The sequence below is a fragment of the Nocardioides agri genome, from assembly GCF_013778305.1.
GTDB classification, from domain to species: domain Bacteria; phylum Actinomycetota; class Actinomycetes; order Propionibacteriales; family Nocardioidaceae; genus Nocardioides; species Nocardioides agri.
Window position 1 is genome coordinate 630146 of the sequence record NZ_JACEIC010000001.1, and the last position, 21219, is coordinate 651364.

20 protein-coding genes are annotated in these 21219 nt (G+C 71.7%); 14 read left to right on the top strand and 6 right to left on the bottom strand.

Going from position 1 to position 21219, the window contains the following annotated elements; all coding sequences use genetic code 11:
• Window positions 1-62 precede the first annotated feature (62 nt).
• On the top strand, window positions 63-473 hold the full coding sequence (locus HZF07_RS03235) for a hypothetical protein (RefSeq protein ID WP_157346908.1): 411 nt from the start codon (window positions 63-65) through the stop codon (window positions 471-473).
• Here the strand turns inward: HZF07_RS03235 and HZF07_RS03240 are convergent.
• A complete protein-coding gene (locus tag HZF07_RS03240) occupies window positions 470-1486 on the bottom strand; it encodes a zinc-dependent alcohol dehydrogenase family protein (protein WP_157346910.1) in 1017 nt (338 codons plus the stop codon). The genes HZF07_RS03235 and HZF07_RS03240 overlap by 4 nt on opposite strands.
• Before the next feature lie 102 nt (window positions 1487-1588).
• On the opposite strand from HZF07_RS03240, the gene HZF07_RS03245 reads away from it, so the two are divergent.
• Window positions 1589-3115, top strand: a complete 1527-nt coding sequence (locus HZF07_RS03245; protein ID WP_157346912.1) for a helix-turn-helix domain-containing protein — start codon at window positions 1589-1591, stop codon at window positions 3113-3115.
• A gap of 46 nt (window positions 3116-3161) precedes the next feature.
• On the opposite strand, the gene HZF07_RS03250 is transcribed toward HZF07_RS03245, so the two are convergent.
• Window positions 3162-3431 (bottom strand): zf-TFIIB domain-containing protein, encoded by a 270-nt coding sequence (locus HZF07_RS03250; protein WP_157346914.1) that lies wholly within the window; start codon window positions 3429-3431, stop codon window positions 3162-3164.
• A gap of 65 nt (window positions 3432-3496) precedes the next feature.
• Between HZF07_RS03250 and HZF07_RS03255 the strand changes: the two genes are divergently transcribed.
• The 3 genes from HZF07_RS03255 (at window position 3497) to HZF07_RS03265 (ending at window position 6248) form a co-directional block, all read left to right on the top strand.
• Window positions 3497-4315 (top strand): glycerophosphodiester phosphodiesterase family protein, encoded by an 819-nt coding sequence (locus HZF07_RS03255; protein ID WP_309504359.1) that lies wholly within the window; start codon window positions 3497-3499, stop codon window positions 4313-4315.
• On the top strand, window positions 4312-5676 hold the full coding sequence (locus HZF07_RS03260) for an MFS transporter (RefSeq protein WP_157346916.1): 1365 nt from the start codon (window positions 4312-4314) through the stop codon (window positions 5674-5676). Before HZF07_RS03255 ends, HZF07_RS03260 begins: the two co-directional genes overlap by 4 nt.
• A gap of 188 nt (window positions 5677-5864) precedes the next feature.
• A complete protein-coding gene (locus HZF07_RS03265) occupies window positions 5865-6248 on the top strand; it encodes an RNA polymerase-binding protein RbpA (protein WP_157346918.1) in 384 nt (127 codons plus the stop codon).
• Between the two features lie 26 nt (window positions 6249-6274).
• Here the strand turns inward: HZF07_RS03265 and HZF07_RS03270 are convergent, their stop codons facing one another.
• The 4 genes from HZF07_RS03270 to HZF07_RS03285 form a co-directional block, all read right to left on the bottom strand.
• Entirely contained in the window at window positions 6275-6808 is a 534-nt protein-coding gene (locus HZF07_RS03270) for an FxsA family protein (protein WP_157346920.1), read from the bottom strand.
• Entirely contained in the window at window positions 6805-7548 is a 744-nt protein-coding gene (locus HZF07_RS03275; protein ID WP_309504361.1) for a polyprenol monophosphomannose synthase, read from the bottom strand. Before HZF07_RS03275 ends, HZF07_RS03270 begins: the two co-directional genes overlap by 4 nt.
• 13 nt (window positions 7549-7561) lie before the next feature.
• Window positions 7562-9097, bottom strand: coding sequence for an apolipoprotein N-acyltransferase (lnt, locus tag HZF07_RS03280; RefSeq protein ID WP_181644707.1), 1536 nt, complete (start codon window positions 9095-9097; stop codon window positions 7562-7564).
• A gap of 401 nt (window positions 9098-9498) precedes the next feature.
• Entirely contained in the window at window positions 9499-10101 is a 603-nt protein-coding gene (locus HZF07_RS03285; RefSeq protein WP_181644708.1) for a TetR/AcrR family transcriptional regulator, read from the bottom strand.
• 87 nt (window positions 10102-10188) lie between these two features.
• On the opposite strand from HZF07_RS03285, the gene HZF07_RS03290 reads away from it, so the two are divergent.
• The 9 genes from HZF07_RS03290 (at window position 10189) to HZF07_RS03330 (ending at window position 21219) form a co-directional block, all read left to right on the top strand.
• Window positions 10189-10935, top strand: coding sequence for an enoyl-CoA hydratase/isomerase family protein (locus HZF07_RS03290; protein ID WP_181644709.1), 747 nt, complete (start codon window positions 10189-10191; stop codon window positions 10933-10935).
• A complete protein-coding gene (locus tag HZF07_RS03295; protein WP_181644710.1) occupies window positions 10928-12346 on the top strand; it encodes an AMP-binding protein in 1419 nt (472 codons plus the stop codon). Before HZF07_RS03290 ends, HZF07_RS03295 begins: the two co-directional genes overlap by 8 nt.
• Window positions 12343-13935: an amidohydrolase gene (locus HZF07_RS03300; RefSeq protein WP_181644711.1), complete on the top strand. Its 1593-nt coding sequence runs from the start codon at window positions 12343-12345 to the stop codon at window positions 13933-13935. The genes HZF07_RS03295 and HZF07_RS03300 overlap by 4 nt, the downstream gene beginning before the upstream one ends.
• A 5-nt stretch (window positions 13936-13940) precedes the next feature.
• Window positions 13941-14534, top strand: a complete 594-nt coding sequence (locus HZF07_RS03305) for a GNAT family N-acetyltransferase (RefSeq protein WP_157346922.1) — start codon at window positions 13941-13943, stop codon at window positions 14532-14534.
• 59 nt (window positions 14535-14593) lie between these two features.
• Complete coding sequence (locus HZF07_RS03310) at window positions 14594-16060, top strand: KamA family radical SAM protein (protein ID WP_157346924.1); 1467 nt, start codon at window positions 14594-14596, stop codon at window positions 16058-16060.
• Between the two features lie 684 nt (window positions 16061-16744).
• Window positions 16745-17077, top strand: a complete 333-nt coding sequence (locus HZF07_RS03315) for a competence type IV pilus major pilin ComGC (RefSeq protein ID WP_157346926.1) — start codon at window positions 16745-16747, stop codon at window positions 17075-17077.
• Window positions 17078-17163: 86 nt separating this feature from the next.
• Complete coding sequence (locus tag HZF07_RS03320) at window positions 17164-18264, top strand: type IV pilus twitching motility protein PilT (RefSeq protein ID WP_157346928.1); 1101 nt, start codon at window positions 17164-17166, stop codon at window positions 18262-18264.
• Between the two features lie 4 nt (window positions 18265-18268).
• On the top strand, window positions 18269-20011 hold the full coding sequence (locus tag HZF07_RS03325; protein WP_157346931.1) for a GspE/PulE family protein: 1743 nt from the start codon (window positions 18269-18271) through the stop codon (window positions 20009-20011).
• Between the two features lie 2 nt (window positions 20012-20013).
• Entirely contained in the window at window positions 20014-21219 is a 1206-nt protein-coding gene (locus HZF07_RS03330) for a type II secretion system F family protein (RefSeq protein ID WP_157346933.1), read from the top strand.

The window sequence follows — 21219 nt, forward strand, 5'->3', positions numbered from 1 at the left end:
AGCCGACCTGAAGCCCCACCCTGTGCCGACACGCGGGGACGGTTGGCTCTAGGCTTCCGCTCATGGCGACTCCCGAGCGACGCACCGCAACCGGCACCCCCGCTGTCCCGGCCGCCGCGCAGGCCGCGGCCGGCCCGGTCCCCGTGATGGGGCCGTTCGGTTGGCTGCTGATCCTCAGCGCCGGCATCGGCCTGATCCTCGCGACCTGGCTGCTCTACGGCACCGGGTACGACGGCATGTGGGCCGGCTACCGCGACGGCGTCATCGCGACGATCGTCGTGCTCGCCGCGATGGCCCTCAACACCACCCTCCCCAAGCAGCCGATCCTCGCGCTGCTCGGCGCGTGCGGCATCCTGCTGATCCTCTTCGCGGTGTTCCTCGACAACGAGACCGTGGTGTTCGTCAGCGAGATCGTCGCGGGCGTCGTCCTGCTGGCCGGCGTCGCGCTCTACAGCTCCGGCCGCAAGAGCTAGGGCCGCACCAGCACCTTGATCGCGCGGCGCTCGTCCATCGCGCGGTAGCCCTCGGCCACGTCGTCGAGGGACACGGTCAGGTCGAAGACCCGGCCCGGGTCGATGCCGCCGGCCAGCACCCGCTCGAGCAGCTCGGGGATGTACTTGCGGGTCGGCGCCATGCCGCCGTGCAGGCCGATGTTCTGGGTGAACATCCGGCGCAGCGGCAGCTCGATGCCGTGGGGCGCGCCCACCATGCCGACCATCGACCCCGGCCGGGCGACGCGGAACGCGGTCTGCATCGACTGGTCGGTGCCGACGCACTCGAGCACCGCGTCGGCGCCGACGCCGTCGGTGATCTCCATGACCGCCTCGACCGCGGCCTTGTCACGCTCGGCCACGATGTCGGTCGCGCCGAACGCGCGGGCGATCTCCTGGCGCGGCTCGTGGCGCGACATCGCGATGATCGTCTCGGCGCCGAGCAGCGACGCCGACAGCACGCCGAACAGGCCCACGGCGCCGTCGCCGACCACGACCGCCGTACCGCCCGGGCGCACCTGCGCCGACACCGCCGCGTGGTAGCCGGTCGGGAACACGTCGGCCAGGGTCAGCAGCGACGGGATCAGCGCCTCGTCGGGCATGCCGTCGGTCTTCACCAGGCTGCCCTCGGCCTGGGTGACGAGGGCGTACTCGGCCTGGCCGCTCTGCGTGAAGCCGAGGTTGACGCAGCCGGACTGCGCGCCCGCCTGGCAGTGGACGCACGTGTTGTCGCAGTGGTCGAACGGCACGATCACGAAGTCGCCCGGTCGGAAGGACGTCACCTCCGCGCCGACCTCCTCGACGACGCCGACGCACTCGTGGCCGATCGTGTCGCCGGGCGTGATGTCGTTCTCGCCGCGGTAGGGCCACAGGTCCGAGCCGCAGATGCACCCGGCCACGATCTTCACGATCGCGTCGGTCGGCGCGGAGATCGCCGGGTCGGCGACCTCGCTCACGCGGATGTCTCGGGTACCGTGGATCGTCGTTGCGCGCATGCCGCCATCTTGGCAGGCCGGTCCTCGGCCCCGCTCCCCCGCGCCCGCCACGCCGCGACCCCGCGAGGTTGTGTTATCTCATATGTGAGTTACCGTGGTCGCATGAGCGAGGGCTACAAGGACCGCATCGGCAACCTCATCCGCGACGCGCGCAAGCACCGTGGGCTGACCCAGCACCAGCTCGCCGAGCGGCTCGGCACGAGCCAGAGCGCGGTGAACCGGATCGAGAAGGGCCACCAGAACCTCTCCCTGGAGATGCTGGCCCGCATCGGCTCGGCCCTCGACTCCGAGATCGTGGCCGTCGGCGCCGGTCCCACGCACCTGCGGATCACCGGGCCCACCACCCTGTCGGGCGAGATCGACGTGAAGACGTCGAAGAACGCCGGGGTCGCGCTGCTCTGCGCGACGCTGCTCAACCGGGGTCGCACCACGCTGCGCAAGGTGGCGCGCATCGAGGAGGTCAACCGGCTGATCGAGGTGCTCACGAGCCTCGGCGTGCAGTGCCGCTGGCTCAACGACGACAACGACCTCGAGATCGTGCCGCCGCGCGACCTCGACCTCGACCACGTCGACGCCGAGGCGGCCCGCCGTACCCGCTCGATCATCATGTTCCTCGGCCCGCTGCTGCACCGCGCCGACGTCTTCCAGCTCCCGTACGCCGGCGGCTGCGACCTCGGCACCCGCACCGTCGAGCCGCACATGGCGGCGCTGCGGCCGTTCGGCCTCGAGGTCAAGGCCACCGACGGGCTCTACCACGCGGCGGTCAACCGGGCGATCGAGCCCGGTCGTCCGATCGTGCTCACCGAGCGCGGCGACACCGTCACCGAGAACGCGCTGATGGCAGCGGCGCTGCACCCCGGCACCACCGTGATCCGCAACGCCTCGTCCAACTACATGGTCCAGGACCTGTGCTTCTACCTGCAGCGGCTCGGCGTCACCGTCGACGGCATCGGCACCACGACGCTGACCGTCACCGGGCTGGCGGAGATCGACGTCGACGTCGACTACGCGCCCAGCGAGGACCCGATCGAGGCGATGTCGCTGCTCGCGGCCGCCATCGTCACCCAGTCCCAGATCACGATCCGGCGGGTGCCGATCGAGTTCCTGGAGATCGAGCTCGCGCTGCTCGAGGAGATGGGGCTCGCCTACGAGCGCAGCGAGGAGTACGTCGCGCTCAACGGCCACACCCGGCTGATCGACATCACCACGCGACCGTCGGTGCTGCACGCGCCGCTCGACAAGATCCACCCGATGCCCTTCCCGGGCCTCAACATCGACAACCTGCCGTTCTTCGCGGTGATCGCCGCCGTCGCCGACGGTCAGACGCTCCTCCACGACTGGGTCTACGAGAACCGGGCGATCTACCTCACCGACCTCAACAAGCTCGGCGCCCGGGTCAAGCTGCTCGACCCGCACCGGGTGATGATCGAGGGGCCGACCAGCTTCAGTGGCACCGAGCTCGTCTGCCCGCCGGCGCTGCGCCCGGCCGTGGTCATCCTGCTCGCGATGCTCGCCTCGAAGGGCACCAGCGTGCTGCGCTCGACGTACGTGATCCACCGCGGCTACGAGGACCTCGCCGAGCGCCTCAACCAGCTCGGCGCCAACATCGAGACGTTCCGGGACATCTAGCGAGCGAAGCGGGGCGGGCAACTAGCGCCGACTCGGCGGCGAGCCCTCAGTCGAACAGCGTCTCGATGAACGCCCGGGCCGCGGGCTTGCCGGCCGGCGGCGCGGTCATGTCGGCGGTGATCCGGGGCATCGGCGCGGTGTGCTGGCCGGCATGGCGGTGCCAGTCGGTCTCGGCCTCCACCAGGGCGCCGAGGTCGGCGCGGGAGAGGAAGACCCCGTGACCCTCCGGACAGCTGTTGATCTCCCCCTCGCCGGAGGAGCCGATCGCACGGGTCACGAGCTCCGCGCCGCACCGCGGGCAGGTCAAGGTCTCCATGCTTCGACGGTACCGCTCGCGTGGCGCACCGGCGCGGCCCCGCGCCGATCCGCGATACTCCCGGCGTGAGCAGCCCCGGCCCCGCCCCCCGCACCGGGTTCGCCTACCTGGACCGGCGGGTCGAGGACGGCGGGCCGGTCCTCGCGTTCGCGCACCGTGGCGGCGCCTACCACGCGGAGATCGAGGGCCTGGAGAACACCCTGGCCGCGTTCAGCCACGCGGTCGCGCTCGGCTACGAGTACCTCGAGACCGACGTCCACGTCACCAGCGACGGCGTCCTACTGGCCTTCCACGACGCGGTCCTGGACCGGGTCACCGACCGCGAGGGCGAGATCGGGCGGACGACGTACGCCGAGGTCCGCGAGGCCCTGGTGGGGGGCCGGGAGACGGTCCCGACCCTCGCCGAGCTCTTCGACGCCTTCCCCCACGCGCGCTTCAACATCGACCTGAAGTCAGACGGCGCGGTCGAGGCGCTCGCCGCGTTCGTCCGCGAGCGGGACGCGTGGGACCGCGTGCTGGTCGGGTCGTTCTCGCGGCGGCGTACGACGCGCTTCCGGGCACTGACCGGCGGCCGGGTCCCGACCAGCGCCACCCCGCTCGACATCGTCCTATTCCGGCTGCTGCCCAGCGGCCGGCTCGCGGGCCGCCTGACCCGGTGCGCCGCCCTCCAGGTGCCGCACCGGCGCGGTCGCCTCGTCATCGCGACCGCCGGCCTGGTCAGACGCGCCCACGCGGCCGGCCGGCACGTGCACGTCTGGACCATCGACGACGCCGACGAGATGGGCGTCCTGCTGGACCGTGGTGTCGACGGCATCTTCACCGACCGCACCGACATACTCAGAGCGGTCCTCACCCGGCGAGGCCAGTGGAGGGAGTCGCCATGACCGCGCAGCTGGACCTGCAGGAGCGCCGGCGCGAGCAGAAGGCCTGGTACTGGTACGACTGGGCCAACAGCGCCTTCGTGACGACGACCGCGGCGGTGCTGTTCGCGCCGTACCTCACCTCGGTGGCCGAGAAGGCCGCCTGCGGCTTCGTCACCGACGAGGACAAGGGCCAGAAGTGCACCACCGACCTGCACGTGCTCGGCCTGGACGTCTCGGCGGGCTCGCTGGTCTTCTACATCGTCACGGTCAGCACGATCCTGTCCGCGGTGATCCTGCCGATCGTCGGCGCCATCGCCGACCGCAGCAGCAGCAAGCCCAAGCTGCTCGGGGGGTTCGCGTGGGCCGGCAGCCTCTTCGCCGGCCTGATGGTCTTCGTCGCCGGGGAGGACTGGCAGCTCGGCGCCGCCCTGCTGCTGCTCGCGACGCTGTGCCTGGGGGCCAGCCTGGTCGTCTACGACTCGATCCTCGTCGAGATCGCCGACCCCGACGAGCGCGACCGGGTGTCCTCGAAGGGCTGGGCGCTCGGCTACCTCGGCGGCGGCCTCCTGCTCGCGGCGAACTTCGTGCTGCTGACCGTGATGAGCGACAGCACCGAGCTCGCCGTCCGCATCAGCCTGCTCTCCGCCGGCATCTGGTGGGCGGTCTTCACGGTCATTCCGGTCCGCGGCGTCAGGTCGCGCCCGCCGGTCAACCCGGTCGCCGAGAGCGGCGGTCTGGTGCGGGCCAGCTTCGGCCAGCTGTGGCACACCCTCAAGGACCTGCGCGGCTACCCGGTCACGCTGACGTTCCTGCTCGCCTACCTCTTCTACAACGACGGCATCCAGACCGTCATCTACGCCGCCTCGGTGTACGGCGAGAAGCAGCTCGGCTTCGAGAAGAGCACCGTCCTGATGGCGTTCCTCGTCGTGCAGTTCGTCGGCATCGCCGGCGCCCTCGGCTTCGGCCGGGTCGCGGGCCGGATCGGCGCATACAAGGTGATCCTCAGTGGGCTGTTCATCTGGCTCGCCGTCGTGGTCGCCGGCTGGCTCACGCCGGCGGACAGCCTCCCCCTCTTCCTGCTGCTCGCCGTGGCGATCGGCGTCGTGCTCGGCGGCACCCAGGCGCTGTCGCGGTCCTTCTACAGCCAGCTCATCCCCCGCGGCCGCGAGGCGGAGTACTTCTCGCTCTACCAGGCCTGCGAGCGCGGCACGAGCTGGATCGGCACCCTGATCTTCGGACTCGTCCACCAGTGGACCGACTCCTACCGCCCGGCCCTGCTCGCGCTCATGGTGCTGTTCGTGCTCGGCATCGCGCTCCTGGTCCGGGTCGACCCGGCGCGCGGGATCCGGGAGGCCGGCAACCAGCTCCCCCAGGTCGTGTGAGCGTTCCTGAGAAGTCGCTGTGACCGGTGCCACGAGCGCCGATTCCCGGAATCTTGTCCGTACCTCTACCGTTGAACGGGTTGAGACGTCGACGAGGTGGGTAACTCATCTTCGAGGTCCGGCGTCACAGACGCGGATCCCGTCCGTCTCGGTCAGGTAGTCGGGGGACAAGATTCGGGAGGTGGCTCATGGCGGAGCGCACACTGCGTGGAGCACGTCTGGGGGGCCAGAGCTTCGAGGACGAGCGCGGCATCGAGTTCGCGGCTCGTCAGCAGGTCGGTTACGAGTGCCCCCAGGGGCACGGGTTCGAGATCACGATGTCCGTCGAGGCTGACGTCCCGGCCATCTGGGAGTGCCCGCGCTGCGGCGCCGAGGCGCTGAGCACCTCGGGCATCCAGCCCGAGGTCAAGGCGGAGAAGCCCGCTCGCACCCACTGGGACATGCTCCTCGAGCGCCGCTCGGAGAAGGAGCTCGAGGACATCCTCAAGGAGCGTCTCGAGTTGCTCCGCAACGGTGAGATCGGGCCGGCGCACCTGCACCGCGCCAACCAGAAGAAGCGCAAGGCTTCCTAGCGGCTACGTCGCGTCGGCGGCGACCCTCACTGGTCGTCGTCGTCGTGGACGACCTCGCCCCGGACGACGGGCCCCTCAGCGGGCCCGGGTCCGGGGCCTCGTCGTTCCTGACCCGGTCGGTCAGCACCGGGTCGGCCCGGCCCGCGGACGTCGATCACGCCGGCCAGCATCCGCCGTGAGACCGCCGCTGCCAGCAGGCCACGGAAGATCGGTCGCGTGAGCGGGAAGATCAGCAGGATGCCGAGGATGTCGGTGATGAACCCGGGGGCCACCATCAGCGTGCCGCCGACCAGGATGAGCGCGCCGTCGGCGATCTCGGTCGCCGGCATCCGGCCGCTGTCGAGCGCCTCGCGCAGCGCCCGCCAGGTGCGTGCCCCCTCGTGGCGGATGAGCCAGGTGCCGACGACGCCCGAGAGCACCAGGAGGCCAACCGTCCACAGCACGCCGATCTGCTGGCCGACCTGGACGATGACGTAGATCTCGATCATCGGCATGAGGATGAAGACGATGAACAGCACCGCCTGCGCCCAGCGCAGGCCCCGGCTCCGGGCGGGGCTCATCGCTGCAGCGCCCGTCGTACCTGCCGGGCCCGCTCGCGCAGGCCCCACGCCGTGATCCGGCGCAGCGACTCGGCGGCCACGGCGCCGCTCATCTTCGAGTCGCCCCGGACCCGCTCGACGAACTCGATCGGGACCTCGCGGACGACCATGCCCGACCTGAGCACGCGCGCGACCAGGTCGGTCTGGAAGACGTAGCCGGTCGACTGGACCGACGCGAGGTCGATCTTCTCCAGCGCGGCGCGGCGGAACAGCCGGAAGCCGGCGGTCGCGTCGTGCACGCGCACGCCGAGCAGCATCCGGACGTAGAGGTTGCCGCCGCGGGAGAGCAGCTCGCGGCGCAGCGGCCAGTTCACCACGGACCCGCCGGGCACCCAGCGCGAGCCGATCACGAGGTCGGCGTCGCCGAGCGCGGCGAGCAGCCGGTCGAGCTGCTCGGGCTGGTGCGACCCGTCGGCGTCCATCTCGCCGATCACGTCGTAGCCGCCGGCGAGCGCGACCCGGAACCCGTGCAGGTACGCCGCGCCGAGCCCGGCCTTGGCCGGCCGGTGCACCACCGTGACCGCCCGGTCGGCGGCCGCCAGCCCGTCGGCGATCGCGCCGGTGCCGTCGGGCGAGCCGTCGTCGACCACGATGATGTCGACCTCCGGCTGGGCGGCACGCAGCCGGCCGACGATCCAGGCGATGTTCTCGGCCTCGTTGTAGGTCGGGATGACCACGACGACCCGTCCGATCGGGGTCACTGCGGGCGCCTCTTCACTCGCTCCTGCTCTCTGCACCGGCGAGCTCGGGCTCGGGTGGGACTACGTGCTCGTTGCGCTGCCGACGATACGGGACCAGCGCCAGCGCCAGACCGAGAGCCGTGAGGAACACGCAGATCCGGCCGGACCACGGCCCGATCCGCACGGACGGCGGCACCGAGGTCGTCAGCTGGACCTGCTCGACGAGGGCGGCCTGGGTGCGGGTCGGGGCGCTCGCGACGACGGTGCCGTCAGGGGCGATGACGCCCGAGACCCCGTTGGTCGCGGCGACCACCAGCCACCGTCCGGTCTCGATCGCGCGCAGCCGGGTGATCGCGAACTGCTGCGCGATCTGGTGGGTGTAGATGAACGTCGCGTTGCTCGTCTGCACGGTGAGCATCTGGGCGCCGCGGGAGACCTGGGCGTAGATCCCGTCGTCGTAGGCCACGTCGAAGCAGATCGCGTCGCCGACCTCGGTGCGCGCGATCGTCAGCGGGTCGTCCCGGGTCCCGCTCAGCATGTCGCGGCCGACCTCGGCGAGCCGTCCGAACTGCCGGGTGAAGAGCTTGCGGGCCGGGATGTACTCGCCGAACGGCACCGGGTGCCGCTTGGTGTAGCGCTCCCCCGCGCCGGTGACCGGGTCCCAGACGATGCCCTGGTTGAGCACGTGGTCGGTGCCTGCGTCGACGATCGCCCCGACCAGGATCGGGGCCTCGATCGTGCGGGCGGCGCCGCTGATCGAGGCGTTGAGGTCGTCGTGCTCGAACGGGTCCATGGTCGTGGAGTTCTCGGGCCACACGACGAAGTCCGGCTGCGGCTCCGAGCCGGCCGCGACGTCGTCGGCCAGCCGTCCGGTGACGTCCACCAGGTTCTGGGTCACCCCTCGGGGGTCGTAGAGGATGTCGTTGCCGGGTCCGGGGACGTCGGGCTGGATCGCGGCGACGACCTGCTCGCCGTCCATGTCGGCCTGCCACGGCAGCGCGACCGGCACCAGGAGCACCGCGACGAGCGCGGCCAGCGCCAGGGCCGGCGTACGGCGCTCGCGGCCTCGCGCGACCGTGAGCCACGCCAGCATCGTCCCGCTCAGCGCGAGCGCGAAGCTCACGCCCACCGACCCGATCCACGGCAGCGCGTCGGCGACGAACGTGTCGGCCGTCGCGAACGCCAGCCGGCCCCACGGCATCCCGCTGAAGGGCCAGCCGCTGCGCCACACCTCGATCGCCGTCCAGGCCGCGGCCACCCACAGCGGCCACCAGCGGTGCCGGACCAGCACCGCGGTGAGGGAGCCGAGCAGCGCGAGGAACACGGCCTCCAGCGACGCCAGCCCGATCCAGGCATCCGTCCCGACCGCGCGCATCCAGAACAGCAGGGTCCACTGGAAGCCGATGCCGAACGCGAGGCCCGGCAGCCAGGCGCGGCGGGCGCGCAGGCCGCGGCAGCACAGCACGAACCCGGCGACGCAGAACGGGATCAGGACCGGCAGGGCGACCGGCTCGAAGGCCAGCGCGAGACCGACCCCGCAGACGGAGGCGAGGAGGGTCCGGAGCAGCACGAGTCGACGATACCGACGGTGCGTGCGCTCCGGGCCCGGACCAGCCGGAGGGATCCCGCGCCCTTCGGTCCAACCTGACGTCGACTGGCTGCCGGTGCCTGGCTGTTGTCTACGGGGCGCGGGCCCTTCCGTTGCCGCTCTCGCGCCAGCGCACCGACCTCAGCGAGCCAGGACCTACGGGTGCTGGCAAGGTCACCCGTCGTCCCGGCCACTCTGACGTCGGTACGCCGCGCGCGATCTGCGTGAGCGACCGGCACACCTTGGACGCAGCCCCGGCCGGATGTCAACCGTCCGCTGACCTGCGCAGATGGGCGAAACCGCAGGTCAGGCCGGGTCGCCGGTCCGGCGCGGGAACGCAAAAGTTCGTGGGGCCACGGCGTGTCGCGGGCGACACGCCGTGGCTAGAGCGCGTCCGGGTCCGCAGCACCCACGAGACGGAGCGCCAGGCCGGCGTACTCCGCCGCCAGTGCGTCGGTGTCGAGCGGGCCGGAGGGCGTCCACCAGCGCGCCACGCCGGTGCACATCTCGAGCAGCGCCCGCCGGCCGACGGGGACGGAGCCGAGCCGGAAGGACCCGTCGGCGACGCCGGCCTCGAGCGTGCGCTGCCAGAGGTCCTCGTAGCGGTCCCGCAGCGCCACCACCTCGGCGCGTGCTCCCGGCGAGAGCGCCCGGACCTCGTCGTCGACGACCCGGGTCTGGGCGGGACCCTCCGCGTGCGCGCGGACGTGCAGGCCGACGAGGGCGACCAGCCGCGCCCGGGGGTCGGGGTGCTCGTCCGCGGCCCGCTCCCCCGCCTCCACCAGCCCGCTGAGGCTCTCGCGCATGATCGCGACGAGCAGCTCCTCCTTGGTGCCCATGTAGTGGTAGAGCGACGCGGAGGAGAGGCCCGCGGCGTCGGCGAGCTGCCGGATCCCGGTGCCGTGGTAGCCGCGCTCGGCGAACAGCGCCAGCGCGGCGTCGCGGACCCGGTCCGCAGTCGTGGGCCCAGCGGTGGATGCGGCCACTTGACCCCCTCTCCGACGACGACCTACGGTGCCGATGATGCCCTACCGATCGATCGATCGGTAGACCGGACGTGAAGGAGTGCCTCCGTGGAGGTCGAGTACGTGCGCGACGGCGACGTCGCGGTGATCCACCTCAACCGGCCCGAGCGCCTCAACGCCGTCGTGCCGGCGCTGACCCTCGGTCTCCGCGACGCCCTCGCCCGCGCCGACCGGGAGGGCGCCCGCGTCGTCGTGCTCGCCGGCCGCGGGCGCGCGTTCTGCGCCGGGCACGACCTCAAGGAGCCCGAGCCGGTGGAGACGCCGGTGCAGACCCGCGCCCGGCTGGAGGAGATCCAGGACGTGACCAGGCTGGTGCGCCGCTTCCCCGGTCCGGTGGTCGCCGCGGTGCACGGCTACGCCCTCGGTGCCGGTTGCGAGTTCGCGCTCGCCTGCGACGTGGTGGTCGCGGCGGAGGACGCGCAGTTCGGCTTCCCGGAGGTCGGCGTCGGGCTGAGCGTCACCGGTGGCATCTCCAAGCTGCTGCCGGCCCTCGTCGGCTGGGCCAAGGCCAAGGAGCTGCTGCTCCTCGGCGACCGCGTCACGGGCGCGGAGGCCGCCGAGCTGGGGCTCGTCGCCCGGGCCGTGCCGGCCGGCGAGCACGAGGAGGCGGCGCTCGACCTCGCGCGCACGCTCGCCCAGCGGCCTCCGCTCGCCCTCAGCCTGGCCAAGCAGGTGCTCGACCACGGCCTCGACGCGACCATGGAGGGCGCGATGGCCCGCGAGGTCGACCACGCGATCCTGACCTCGCTGTCCGGCGAGGGCGCCGCTCCCAAGGAGGCCTTCGGCCGTGGCTGACCGGACGCTGGTCTCCCTGCTCGTCTGGGCCGACGAGCGCTGGCCGGACCGGCCGGCATGGACGTTCGTGGCGCCCGACGGCGCCGAGCGGACGCTGACCTTCTCGGAGGTCTGCGCGCAGAGCGCGGCCCTCGCCCAGGCGCTGCGCGAGCGGGGCGTGGAGGCGGGCGACCGGGTCGCGGTGATGCTGGACAACTCCCCGGAGTTCCCGCTGGTCTGGTTCGCGCTCGCCCGGCTCGGCGCCGCCGTCGTGCCGCTCAACGTCCGCTACCGGACCGCCGACGCCCAGCACCTCCTCGACGACGCCGAGGTCCGGCTCGCCGTCACGTCTCCGGCGTACGCCGGGCTGCTCCGCGGCCTGTCCCCCGCCCCGGACGTGGTCCTGGTGGAGGACCTGCACTCGGACGATGCGTTCGAGCAGCGGCCCGTCGACGCCGGCTCGACCGTCAACGTGCAGTACACCTCCGGCACCACCGGACGGCCCAAGGGCTGCCTGCTGTCGCACCGCTACTGGACGACGCTGGGCCGCAGCCTGGTCGAGGAGTTCCCGCGGATCGACGCCGACGACGTGATGCTGACCGCGCAGCCGTTCTTCTACCTCGACCCGATGTGGAACGTCGTGACCGCCCTCATGGCCGGCGCCCACCTGGTGGCGCTCGACGGCTTCCACCCCTCGACGTTCTGGGAGCAGGTGCGCCGGCACGAGGTGACCTACTTCTACTGCCTGGCCGCGATGCCGACGCTGCTGCTGCGGATGCCGCCCGACCCCGCGGACCGCGACCACCGGGTGCGCGCCGTCCAGTGCTCGGCGATCCCGGTGGCCCTCCACGCGGAGCTCGAGGACCGCTGGGGGGTGCCGTGGTTCGAGGCGTTCGGGATGACCGAGACCGGTGCCGACCTCCGGGTCACCCCCGACGACCACGACGAGCTCGTCGGCAGCGGGTGCCTCGGCCGGCCCGCCGGGCACCGCGAGGTGCGGATCGACGACGACGGGCAGATGTGGCTGCGCGGGCCCGGGATGATGGACGGCTACCTCGGCCACCCCGACCCGTTCGTCGAGGGCTGGTTCCCCACCGGCGACCTCGCCCGGCTCGACGACGAGGGCCGCGTCTACCTGACCGGCCGGCTCAAGGACATGATCCGTCGCAGCGGCGAGAACATCGCCGCCCGCGAGGTCGAGGAGGTGCTGCTCGCCCACCCGGCGGTGCGGCTGGCCGCCGTCGTCGGCGTGCCCGACGAGATCCGCGGCGAGGAGGTCAAGGCGTACGTCGTGGCGCCCGGCGCGGGCGCCGAGGAGCTCGAGGCGTGGTGCGCCGAGCGGCTGGCGGCGTTCAAGGTCCCGCGGCTGTGGGAGTTCCGCGACGACCTGCCGCTGACCGCGTCGCACCGCGTCGAGAAGGCGAAGCTGTGAAGGCCGACCTGCTGCTCACCAACGCGCGCGTCCGCACGCTCGACGGCGACGCCGTCGCCCCCGCGGTCGCGATCTGGCGGGACCGCGTCGTCGCGCTGGAGGACGTGCCAGCGCACCGCACGCTCGACCTGGGCGGTGCGGTCGTGGTGCCCGGCTTCCACGACGCCCACAACCACATGGCGTGGTACGGCCTCTCCCTCGCCGAGGTCGACCTGCGGGTCGGCTCGCTCGACGCGCTCTACGACGCCGTCGCGGCCCGGGCCGCGGCGACCGGGCCGGACGAGTGGATCGTCGGGGCCGGCTACGACGACAACAAGACCGGCGGGCACCCGACCCGTGAGGGCCTGGAGCGGGTCGCCGCGGGCCGGAAGGTCTGGCTCAGGCACACGTCGGGACACATGTGCGTGGTCAGCGGCGCCGTGCTGGCCGAGCTCGGCATCGCGGAGTCCCCCGTCGACGTGCCGGGAGGCCTGGTGGTCACCGACGCCGCCGGACGGCCGACCGGGCTGCTCCAGGAGCAGGCCCAGCAGCTGCTGGGGCCGCTGGTGCTCCCCTACCCCGTCGAGCAGCTGGTCGACGCGATCGAGCGGGCCGGGCGGGTCTACCTCTCGCAGGGCATCACCAGCGTCGTCGAGGCCGGCGTCGGCGGTGGCTGGATCGGCAAGACGCCGGTCGAGGTCGCGGCCTACCAGGCCGCCCGTGACGCCGGGCGCCTGCCGGTGCGGGTCGAGCTGATGGTGGCCGCCGACGTGCTCCACCCGGTGCCGGCCCACGAGGCCGACGGGATGCCGCTGGGCATCGACCTCGGCATCCGGACCGGGCTGGGCGACGACCGGCTGCGGATCGGCCCCGTGAAGGTCTTCTCCGACGGGTCGCTGATCGGGCACACCTGCGCGATGACCGAGGAGTTCGCCGACACCCCCGGCGAGCGCGGCTACCTGCAGGGCGACGCCGCCGCGCTCCGGACCCGGATCATCGACGCGCACCGCTCGGGCTGGCGGGTCGCGACCCACGCGATCGGGGACGCCGCGATCGACCTCGTGCTGGACGCGGTCGAGGAGGCGCAGCGACGGTGGCCGCGCCCCGACGTACGCCACCGCATCGAGCACTTCGGGGTCTCCCGCCCCGACCAGGTCGAGCGGGCGGCGGCGCTCGGCGTCGTGCCCGTGCCGCAGGGCCGGTTCGTCGGAGAGATCGGCGACGGCATGCTGCGTGCGCTCGGCCCCGAGCGCGCCGGGTGGGCCTACCGCTACCGCTCGCTGCTCGACGCCGGCGTGGTCGTGCCGGGCAGCTCGGACCGGCCGGTCGTCGACGGCACGCCGCTGCGCGGCATCCACGACATGGTCAACCGCCGCACGGACTCCGGTCAGCCCTGTGGGCCCGAGGAGGCGATCACCGGGCTGGAGGCGCTGCGCGCCTACACCCTCGGCTCGGCGTACGCCTCGCACGCGGAGCGCGACCGGGGCACGGTCGCCGTCGGCAAGTACGCCGACCTCGCCGTCCTCTCCGACGATCCCGCCACGGTCGAGCCGGCCGCCATCCGCGACATCGAGGTGCTCTCGACGGTGCTGGCCGGAGAGGTGGTATAGGAGCGATGAGGCTGGTCGAGGCCGACGAGCTGACGCCGCGCGAGCTGGCGGCGGTCGAGCGCATCTACGTCGACGCCTTCCCCCCGGACCTCCAGGCGCCGTTCCCGGACCTGTTCGCCGACCGGATGCTGGTGCTGCTCGACGACGCCGGGCCCGCCGGGCTCGCCCTCGTGCGCGATCTCGCCGGCACGACGTGGACGTTCCTGAGGTACTACGCCGTCGGCCGGCGCGGGCAGGGCACCGGATCGTCGATGTGGGAGCACCTGACCGGGCTGCTCGCCGCGGAGGGTCGCACCCGCCTGGTGTGGGACGTCGAGGACCCCGGCGAGGCGGGGATCCCGGAGGAGTCCGTGGTGGAGCACCGTCGACGGATCGCGTTCTACGAGCGGCTGGGCGGCCGGCTGCTGCCCGTGCGCGAGTACCACCCGCCGCACGACGACGGGCACCAGCCGCAGCTGCTCCTCATGGACTGCGTCCTGGGCGCGGGTGACGTCGCGAGCCTGCGCGAGCTCGTGGAGGGCGTCTACTGGCTGCGCTACGGACGGGACCCGGACCATGCGGACGTGCGCCGTACGTTGCTCGCCAGCGACCTGATCTGACCGGAAGACATCCGGCGTGTGGTTTGCATCACCGCAAGATCTCCGCTTACGCTCGCGGCATGAGCATCGAGACGTCCATCGCTGCCCTCGTCGAGGACCAGACCGGCCAGCCCTACCCCTACCAGCGGGTGGAGCTCGTCGAGCCGGACTGGACCCGCTTCCCCGGCTGGCGTGACGTCACGACCGAGGAGTGGGCGTCCGTGCAGTGGCAGCGCGCCCACTGCGTCAAGAACATCAAGCAGCTGCGCGAGCTGATGGGCGACCTGCTCGACGAGCGCTTCTACGCCGACCTCGAGCGCGACCAGGCCGAGCGCGCGACGATGTCGATGCTGGTGCCGCCGCAGATGATGAACACGATGGTGCCCACGTCGGTGCCGCACGGGCCGGGCTCGTTGACCGAGGCGTTCTACGCCGACCCGGTGCGCCACTACATGCTCCCGGTCTTCTCCGACCGCCGCACCGACTGGCCCTCGCACCCGCACGCCACCCGCGACTCCCTCCACGAGCACGACATGTGGGTCGCCGAGGGGCTCACGCACCGCTACCCGACCAAGGTGCTCGCCGAGCTGCTGCCGACCTGCCCGCAGTACTGCGGCCACTGCACGCGCATGGACCTCGTCGGCAACTCCACCGCCACCGTCGACAAGCTGAAGTTCGTCGGCAAGCCCACCGACCGGCTCGGCTCGATGCTCGACTACCTGCGCCGTACCCCCTCGGTGCGCGACGTGGTCGTCTCCGGCGGCGACGTGGCGAACATGCCGTGGCCGCGGCTGGAGGACTTCCTCACCCGGCTCCTCGAGATCGACAACATCCGGGACATCCGGCTCGCGACCAAGGCGCTCGTCGGGCTCCCGCAGCACTGGCTGCAGGACGACGTGCGCGAGGGCGTCGGCCGGGTCGCGACGATCGCCCGGTCGCGCGGCGTCTCCCTGGCGATCCACACCCACGCCAACCACGCGAACTCGATCACGCCGCTCGTCGCCAGCGCCACCCAGGCGATGCTCGAGGCCGGCGTCCGCGACGTGCGCAACCAGGGCGTGCTCCTCAACGGCGTCAACGCCGACCCGCACGCGCTGCTCGACCTGTGCTTCCGGCTCCTCGACGGCGCGCAGATCATGCCCTACTACTTCTACATGTGCGACCTGATCCCCTACTCGGAGCACTGGCGGGTGTCGGTCGCCGACGCGCAGCGCCTGCAGCACCACATCATGGGCTACCTGCCGGGCTTCGCGACCCCACGGATCGTGTGCGACGTGCCGTTCGTCGGCAAGCGCTGGGTGCACCAGGTCGCCGACTACGACGCCGAGCGCGGCATCTCCTACTGGACCAAGAACTACCGCACCTCGATCGAGGCGACCGACGCCGAGGCGCTGTCGCGCACGTACGAGTACTACGACCCGATCCACACGCTCCCGGCCGCCGGGCAGGCGTGGTGGGCCTCTCACGCCGACCTGCCGGAGACCGAGCTGAAGGCCGCCGAGGTCGCCGAGGCCTCGCGCCGTACCGCGGCGCTGCAGGCCTGGTGACCGGTACGGCCACGGCGGCGAGGGTCCACGCGCCGCCGTCCTGACCTCTGGTGGCGCGTCGAACCCGGTGGACCGCTGTCGCGCGGATCGGTCGCCAACGCGTCCCGGGTGAACCACTCCACTGCAGCATCGGCTCGCTGGACCCACCGGGACAACAGCCCTCCCGCGCCCGCTGGCCTGGCGGGGACCACGGCGTCGCCGGTCGTCGCCGTCATACCCCAGGTGGAGGCACCTGCGTCTGCCTGGTCCTCGGTGGTCGCGCGCCGTCGGGGTGACTAGACCACCGCTTCGGACCAGTGTCACCGCGGCCGGCCGGTGAGGTCCGCGGTGGCCGCCCGCTCGCCGACGACCGCGTCCTCGTGGGTCCGCCGGCGCCCCGTTCCGCCGCGCCATCCTGGCTGGTCAGCGGCGTGTCGGGATGCCCAGAGCTCCCCTCGGAGGGCGAGCGTCCAGCCACGCCCCGATGACCTGAGGACTGCGCAGCACGCCGCCGATCAGCGGCGAACGAAATCCCGACTCATACCCGATATGCGGGTTGTGCGGCCTGGTTGCGAGCGGCGCGGCTCCCCTCATCCGAATGCGGTAAGCGGTGTCGGTTGCGGGACGGGCCATTGCCAGATCGGGATCCACTGCCACCGGCGCTCGGGGCCTCCATCTCACTTCACCGTCTAGGGGGAACCCACCATGCTTCACAGCGCAATCGAGAACGGCCGCAAGGTCCGCAACGAGGACTCCGGCTTCACGCTCATCGAGCTCCTGATCGTCATCACGGTGCTCGGCGTCCTGGCCGGGATCGTCGTCTTCGGCGTCGCGACCTTCCGGCAGGACGCCAAGGACCAGGCGAAGGCCACGGACTGCAAGTCCGTCGAGGTCGCCGCGGAGGCGTGGAACGCCAAGAACGGCGCCTACCCGGCCACCGTCGGCGACCTCGTCACGGCCAAGTACATCAAGAGCACCCCGTCGTCGCTCACCGCCGCCACCGCGATCACCGCCACCGGGACCGCGACCGGCTGCTGACCGTGATCTGACGGGAGGGCCGCGGCCCGCCGCGGCCCTCCCGCTCCAGAACGGTCCACCCCACCCAGCAGAGGAGCGGCGCCACCATGCAGACGACTTTCCACCAGATCGGCAGCCGGATCGACGGGCTGCTCGCCAGCCTGTGGCAGGCCGGCGGCACCGACCTGCTCCTCTCGGTCGGACTGCCGCCCATGCTCCGCATCGACGGCACGCTGGCCCCGGCGCCCGGGAGCACGTCGCTGTCCGCCGAGGACACCGACGCCCTCCTCGCCGAGGTGCTCACTCCCGAGCAGGCGCGGTCCTGGGCGGCCAGCCATGAGTACGACTTCTCCTTCTCCTGGCGCGACAACGCCCGGATCCGGGGCAACGCGTTCACCCAGCGCGGCCTCACCGCCGTGGCGCTCCGGATGATCCCGCGCTCCATCCCGTCTCCCGACGACCTCGGCCTGCCACCCGTGCTCCGCGACCTCGCGCTGCGCCACCAGGGTCTCGTGCTGATGACCGGGCCGACCGGTTCGGGCAAGTCGACGACGCTGGCCTCGCTCATCGATCTCATCAACCAGACCCGTGGCTGCCACATCATCACCGTCGAGGACCCCATCGAGTACGTCCACGACCACAAGCTGTCGGCCGTCAACCAGCGCGAGGTCGGCACCGACACCGCCAACTTCCCGGACGCGCTCCGAAGCGTCCTGCGCGAGGACCCCGACGTCCTCCTGGTCGGCGAGATGCGCGATCTCGAGTCGATCCGGTTCGCGCTCACCGTGGCGGAGACCGGCCACCTGGTCTTCGCCACTCTCCACACCAACGACACGGCCCAGTCGATCGGGCGCATGATCGACGTCTTCCCCGCCGAGCAGCAGGCCCAGATCAGGGTGCAGCTCGCCGCGGCGCTGAGCTGCGTGGTCTACCAGCGGCTCATCCCCAAGGTCGGCGGCGGGATGACGGCGGCGTACGAGGTCCTGGTCGCCACGCCGGCAGTGCGCAACCTCATCAAGGAGGGCAAGACCCACCAGCTGCGCAACTGCCTGGTCACCGGAACCCGCGACGGCATGCTGACCCTCGAGCAGTCGCTCTCACGGCTCATCCAGGCCGGCGCCGTGACCGAGGAGGACGCGGCCGCGCGGAGCCTCTACCCGAAGGACATCGAGACCAGGCCGCGACTCGCCACCGCGGGACGGGTGTGACGCCATGAAGCTCCGGAGTCGCTCGCGCGACGAGCAGTCCGCCTCCGCGTCGGTCGGCCCCGACGCGTACGACGAGCGGCTGGCGGAGGCGCTCGTGGCGTCGCGCCGGCTGGAACCGCACCAGGTCGACGCTGCGCGCAGCATCGACGCAGGTGGCTCGCTCGCCGAGCAGCTGATCGGATCCGGGGTGATGACCGACGAGGACCTGGCGCACACCCTGGCCGCACACTACGGCGTCGACGAGGTCGACTTCCGGCACACCGATCCCGACGCGGCGGCCGTCGCCCTCCTCCCGCAGGAGGCTGCCCATGCACTCCGCGCGTTGCCGATCGCGATCGAGGACGAACACGTCGTCGTGGCCGTCGTCGACCCGTCTCCCGAGCGCCGGGCGGAGCTCGCGAGCGCGCTCGGTCGGTCGGCGAGGCTCGTGGTCGCGACCCACGCGGACCTGGAGCGGGCACTCGCGAGCGAGTACAAGGCCACCCGCGAGGTGGAAGGCCAGATCCAGGCGTTCGAGGCCCGCGACAGCCTGCGGCGGGAGGCCGACCAGCTCGAGACGGCCCAGGTCAACGAGGACGCGCCGGTCGTCCAGGTCGTGCAGATGATCATCACCCAAGGACTGCGTGATCGTGCTTCGGACATCCACATCGAGCCGTCCGGTGATCGGGTGCGGGTCCGGTACCGCATCGACGGCGCCCTCGCCGACGTGCTCGACCTGCCCGGCTCGATCGGGCCCGCCATCGTGAGCCGGGTCAAGATCCTCAGCGGGATGAACATCGTCGAGCGGCGGCGCGCGCAGGACGGCCAGATCTCCATGGTGGTCGAGGGCCGGGACGTCGACATCCGCGTGGCGAGCACGGCCGTGGTCGGCGGTGAGAAGGTCGTCATGCGGTTGCTCGACAAGTCGCGGTCGCTCTTCCGGCTCGAGCAGCTCGGCATGCCGTCCGACACGGCGGACCGCTACAGCCAGCTGATCCACGCGCCGTACGGCATGGTGATCTGCGCCGGGCCGACCGGCGGCGGCAAGACGACCACGCTGTACGCATCGCTCGGCGAGCTCAACACCCCCGAGCGCAACATCATGACCATCGAGGACCCGGTCGAGTACACCTTCGACTCGATCAACCAGATCCAGATCAACGAGCCGGCCGGCGTCACCTTCTCCGGAGGGTTGAGGTCCATCCTCCGCCAGGACCCCGACGTCATCCTGGTCGGCGAGATCCGCGATGTCGACACCGCGCGGATCGCCGTCCAGTCCGCCTTGACCGGCCACCTCGTCCTCTCCTCGCTGCACGCGACCGAGGCGGTCTCGGCGCTCTACCGTCTCCTCGACATGGGGATCGAGTCGTTCCTCATCGCCTCGTCGGTGACAGCGGTGGTCGCCCAGCGGCTGGTCCGCCGCAGCTGCACGAGCTGTCTCGAGCCCTACTCCCCCTCACCCGAGGAGCTGGCCTTCCTCCGGCGTTTCGGTGACCCGGAGGTGGAGGTCGAGCAGTTCCTGCGCGGCGTCGGCTGCCACTTCTGCTCCCACACCGGCTTCCTCGAGCGGATCGGCGTCTACGAGCTGCTGGCGGTCACCGACCAGGTCCGGGAGCTGATCGTCGACCGCGCCCCGCACGACGAGATGCGCAAGCTCGCCTCCAGCCAGGGCATGCGCACCCTGCAGGAGCAGGCAGCTCGACTGGTCAGGGACGGGACGACCACGGCTGCCGAGGTCATGCGCTCGATCTACATCGCAGGAGTCTGACAATGCCCAAGTTCGCCTATGTCGGAGTCAACCTCGACGGTATCGAGGTCAAGGGAACCCACAAGGCCGCGAGCCGCTCCGACGCCGAGGTGTCGCTCTACGAGCGGCACGTCCGCCAGCTGCGCGTGACGGAGAAGAAGAGCCTGCTCAACTACGAGATCTCGGGACCGCGCATCAAGCGCGAGGAGGTCATGCACCTGTCCCGCCAGATCGCTGCCTTCCTCCGCGCCGGCCTGCCGATCCTCGAGGCCGTGCACACGATCGGTGCCGAGAACGACAACTCCTCGGTCCGGCGGATGATGAACGAGATCGAGGACGGCCTGCGCTCGGGCGAGCGCTTCTCCGACTGCCTGGACAGGTTCCCCAAGGTGTTTCCGCAGTTCTACCGGAGCATCGTCCGGTCGGCCGAGCTCACCGGAGAGCTCGACACCGTGCTGGCCCGCCTCTCGGGCTACATCGAGCGGGACCTCGCGGCCCGGCGCAAGCTCAAGTCGGCGATCATCTACCCGGTGATCGTCGCGGCGATGTCGTCGGTCACGGTGCTGGTCCTGGCGATCTACGTCCTGCCGAAGTTCGAGGACTTCTTCGCCAGCCTCGACGCCGAACTGCCGCTCCCGACCCGCATGCTGCTGGGCATCACCGGCTTCCTCGGAAGCTGGTGGTGGGCGATCGCCGGAGCGGTCGTCGCGTCCGCGGTGCTCTTCTTCGCGATCACCCGGACGAACGGCGGCAAGTACGCCCGCGACGCCTTCCTGCTGAAGGTGCCGGTGCTCGGGGAGACCATCCAGTACGCCCTGGTCGAGCGGTTCTGCCGCGTCCTCGGGTCGATGGTGAGCGCCGGCGTCAACCTGACGGACGCGCTGGCGGTGACGACCGAGGCGCTGCGGAACCGCGTCTACATCAAGCGGCTCGGCGAGGTGACGGAGCAGATCCTCGAGGGCCAGGGCATCGCCGGCCCCCTGGCACGCACCGGGATCTTCCCGGGGACAGCGACGCAGATGCTGCGCGTCGGCGAGGACACCGGCTCCCTCGACACCCAGCTCGAGGTCACCGCGGGGTACTACGAGACCGAGCTCGACTACAAGATCGCGAAGCTGACCGCGCTCTTCGAGCCGATCGTCATCGTCGTGATGGGCCTGATCGTCGGCTTCGTCGCGGTGGCGCTGGTCTCCGCGATGTACGGGATCTTCCGTCAGGTCAACGTGTGA

What these genes read in the sequence shown, in the direction of transcription:
- HZF07_RS03325 (WP_157346931.1), top strand. Translation starts at nt 18,269, where the DNA reads ATGAAGCTCCGGAGTCGCTCGCGCGACGAGCAGTCCGCCTCCGCGTCG.
- HZF07_RS03250 (WP_157346914.1), bottom strand. Translation starts at nt 3,431, where the DNA reads ATGGAGACCTTGACCTGCCCGCGGTGCGGCGCGGAGCTCGTGACCCGT.
- HZF07_RS03270 (WP_157346920.1), bottom strand. Translation starts at nt 6,808, where the DNA reads ATGAGCCCCGCCCGGAGCCGGGGCCTGCGCTGGGCGCAGGCGGTGCTG.
- HZF07_RS03260 (WP_157346916.1), top strand. Translation starts at nt 4,312, where the DNA reads ATGACCGCGCAGCTGGACCTGCAGGAGCGCCGGCGCGAGCAGAAGGCC.
- HZF07_RS03265 (WP_157346918.1), top strand. Translation starts at nt 5,865, where the DNA reads ATGGCGGAGCGCACACTGCGTGGAGCACGTCTGGGGGGCCAGAGCTTC.
- HZF07_RS03245 (WP_157346912.1), top strand. Translation starts at nt 1,589, where the DNA reads ATGAGCGAGGGCTACAAGGACCGCATCGGCAACCTCATCCGCGACGCG.
- HZF07_RS03310 (WP_157346924.1), top strand. Translation starts at nt 14,594, where the DNA reads ATGAGCATCGAGACGTCCATCGCTGCCCTCGTCGAGGACCAGACCGGC.
- HZF07_RS03315 (WP_157346926.1), top strand. Translation starts at nt 16,745, where the DNA reads ATGCTTCACAGCGCAATCGAGAACGGCCGCAAGGTCCGCAACGAGGAC.
- HZF07_RS03320 (WP_157346928.1), top strand. Translation starts at nt 17,164, where the DNA reads ATGCAGACGACTTTCCACCAGATCGGCAGCCGGATCGACGGGCTGCTC.
- HZF07_RS03305 (WP_157346922.1), top strand. Translation starts at nt 13,941, where the DNA reads ATGAGGCTGGTCGAGGCCGACGAGCTGACGCCGCGCGAGCTGGCGGCG.
- HZF07_RS03330 (WP_157346933.1), top strand. Translation starts at nt 20,014, where the DNA reads ATGCCCAAGTTCGCCTATGTCGGAGTCAACCTCGACGGTATCGAGGTC.
- HZF07_RS03240 (WP_157346910.1), bottom strand. Translation starts at nt 1,486, where the DNA reads ATGCGCGCAACGACGATCCACGGTACCCGAGACATCCGCGTGAGCGAG.
- HZF07_RS03235 (WP_157346908.1), top strand. Translation starts at nt 63, where the DNA reads ATGGCGACTCCCGAGCGACGCACCGCAACCGGCACCCCCGCTGTCCCG.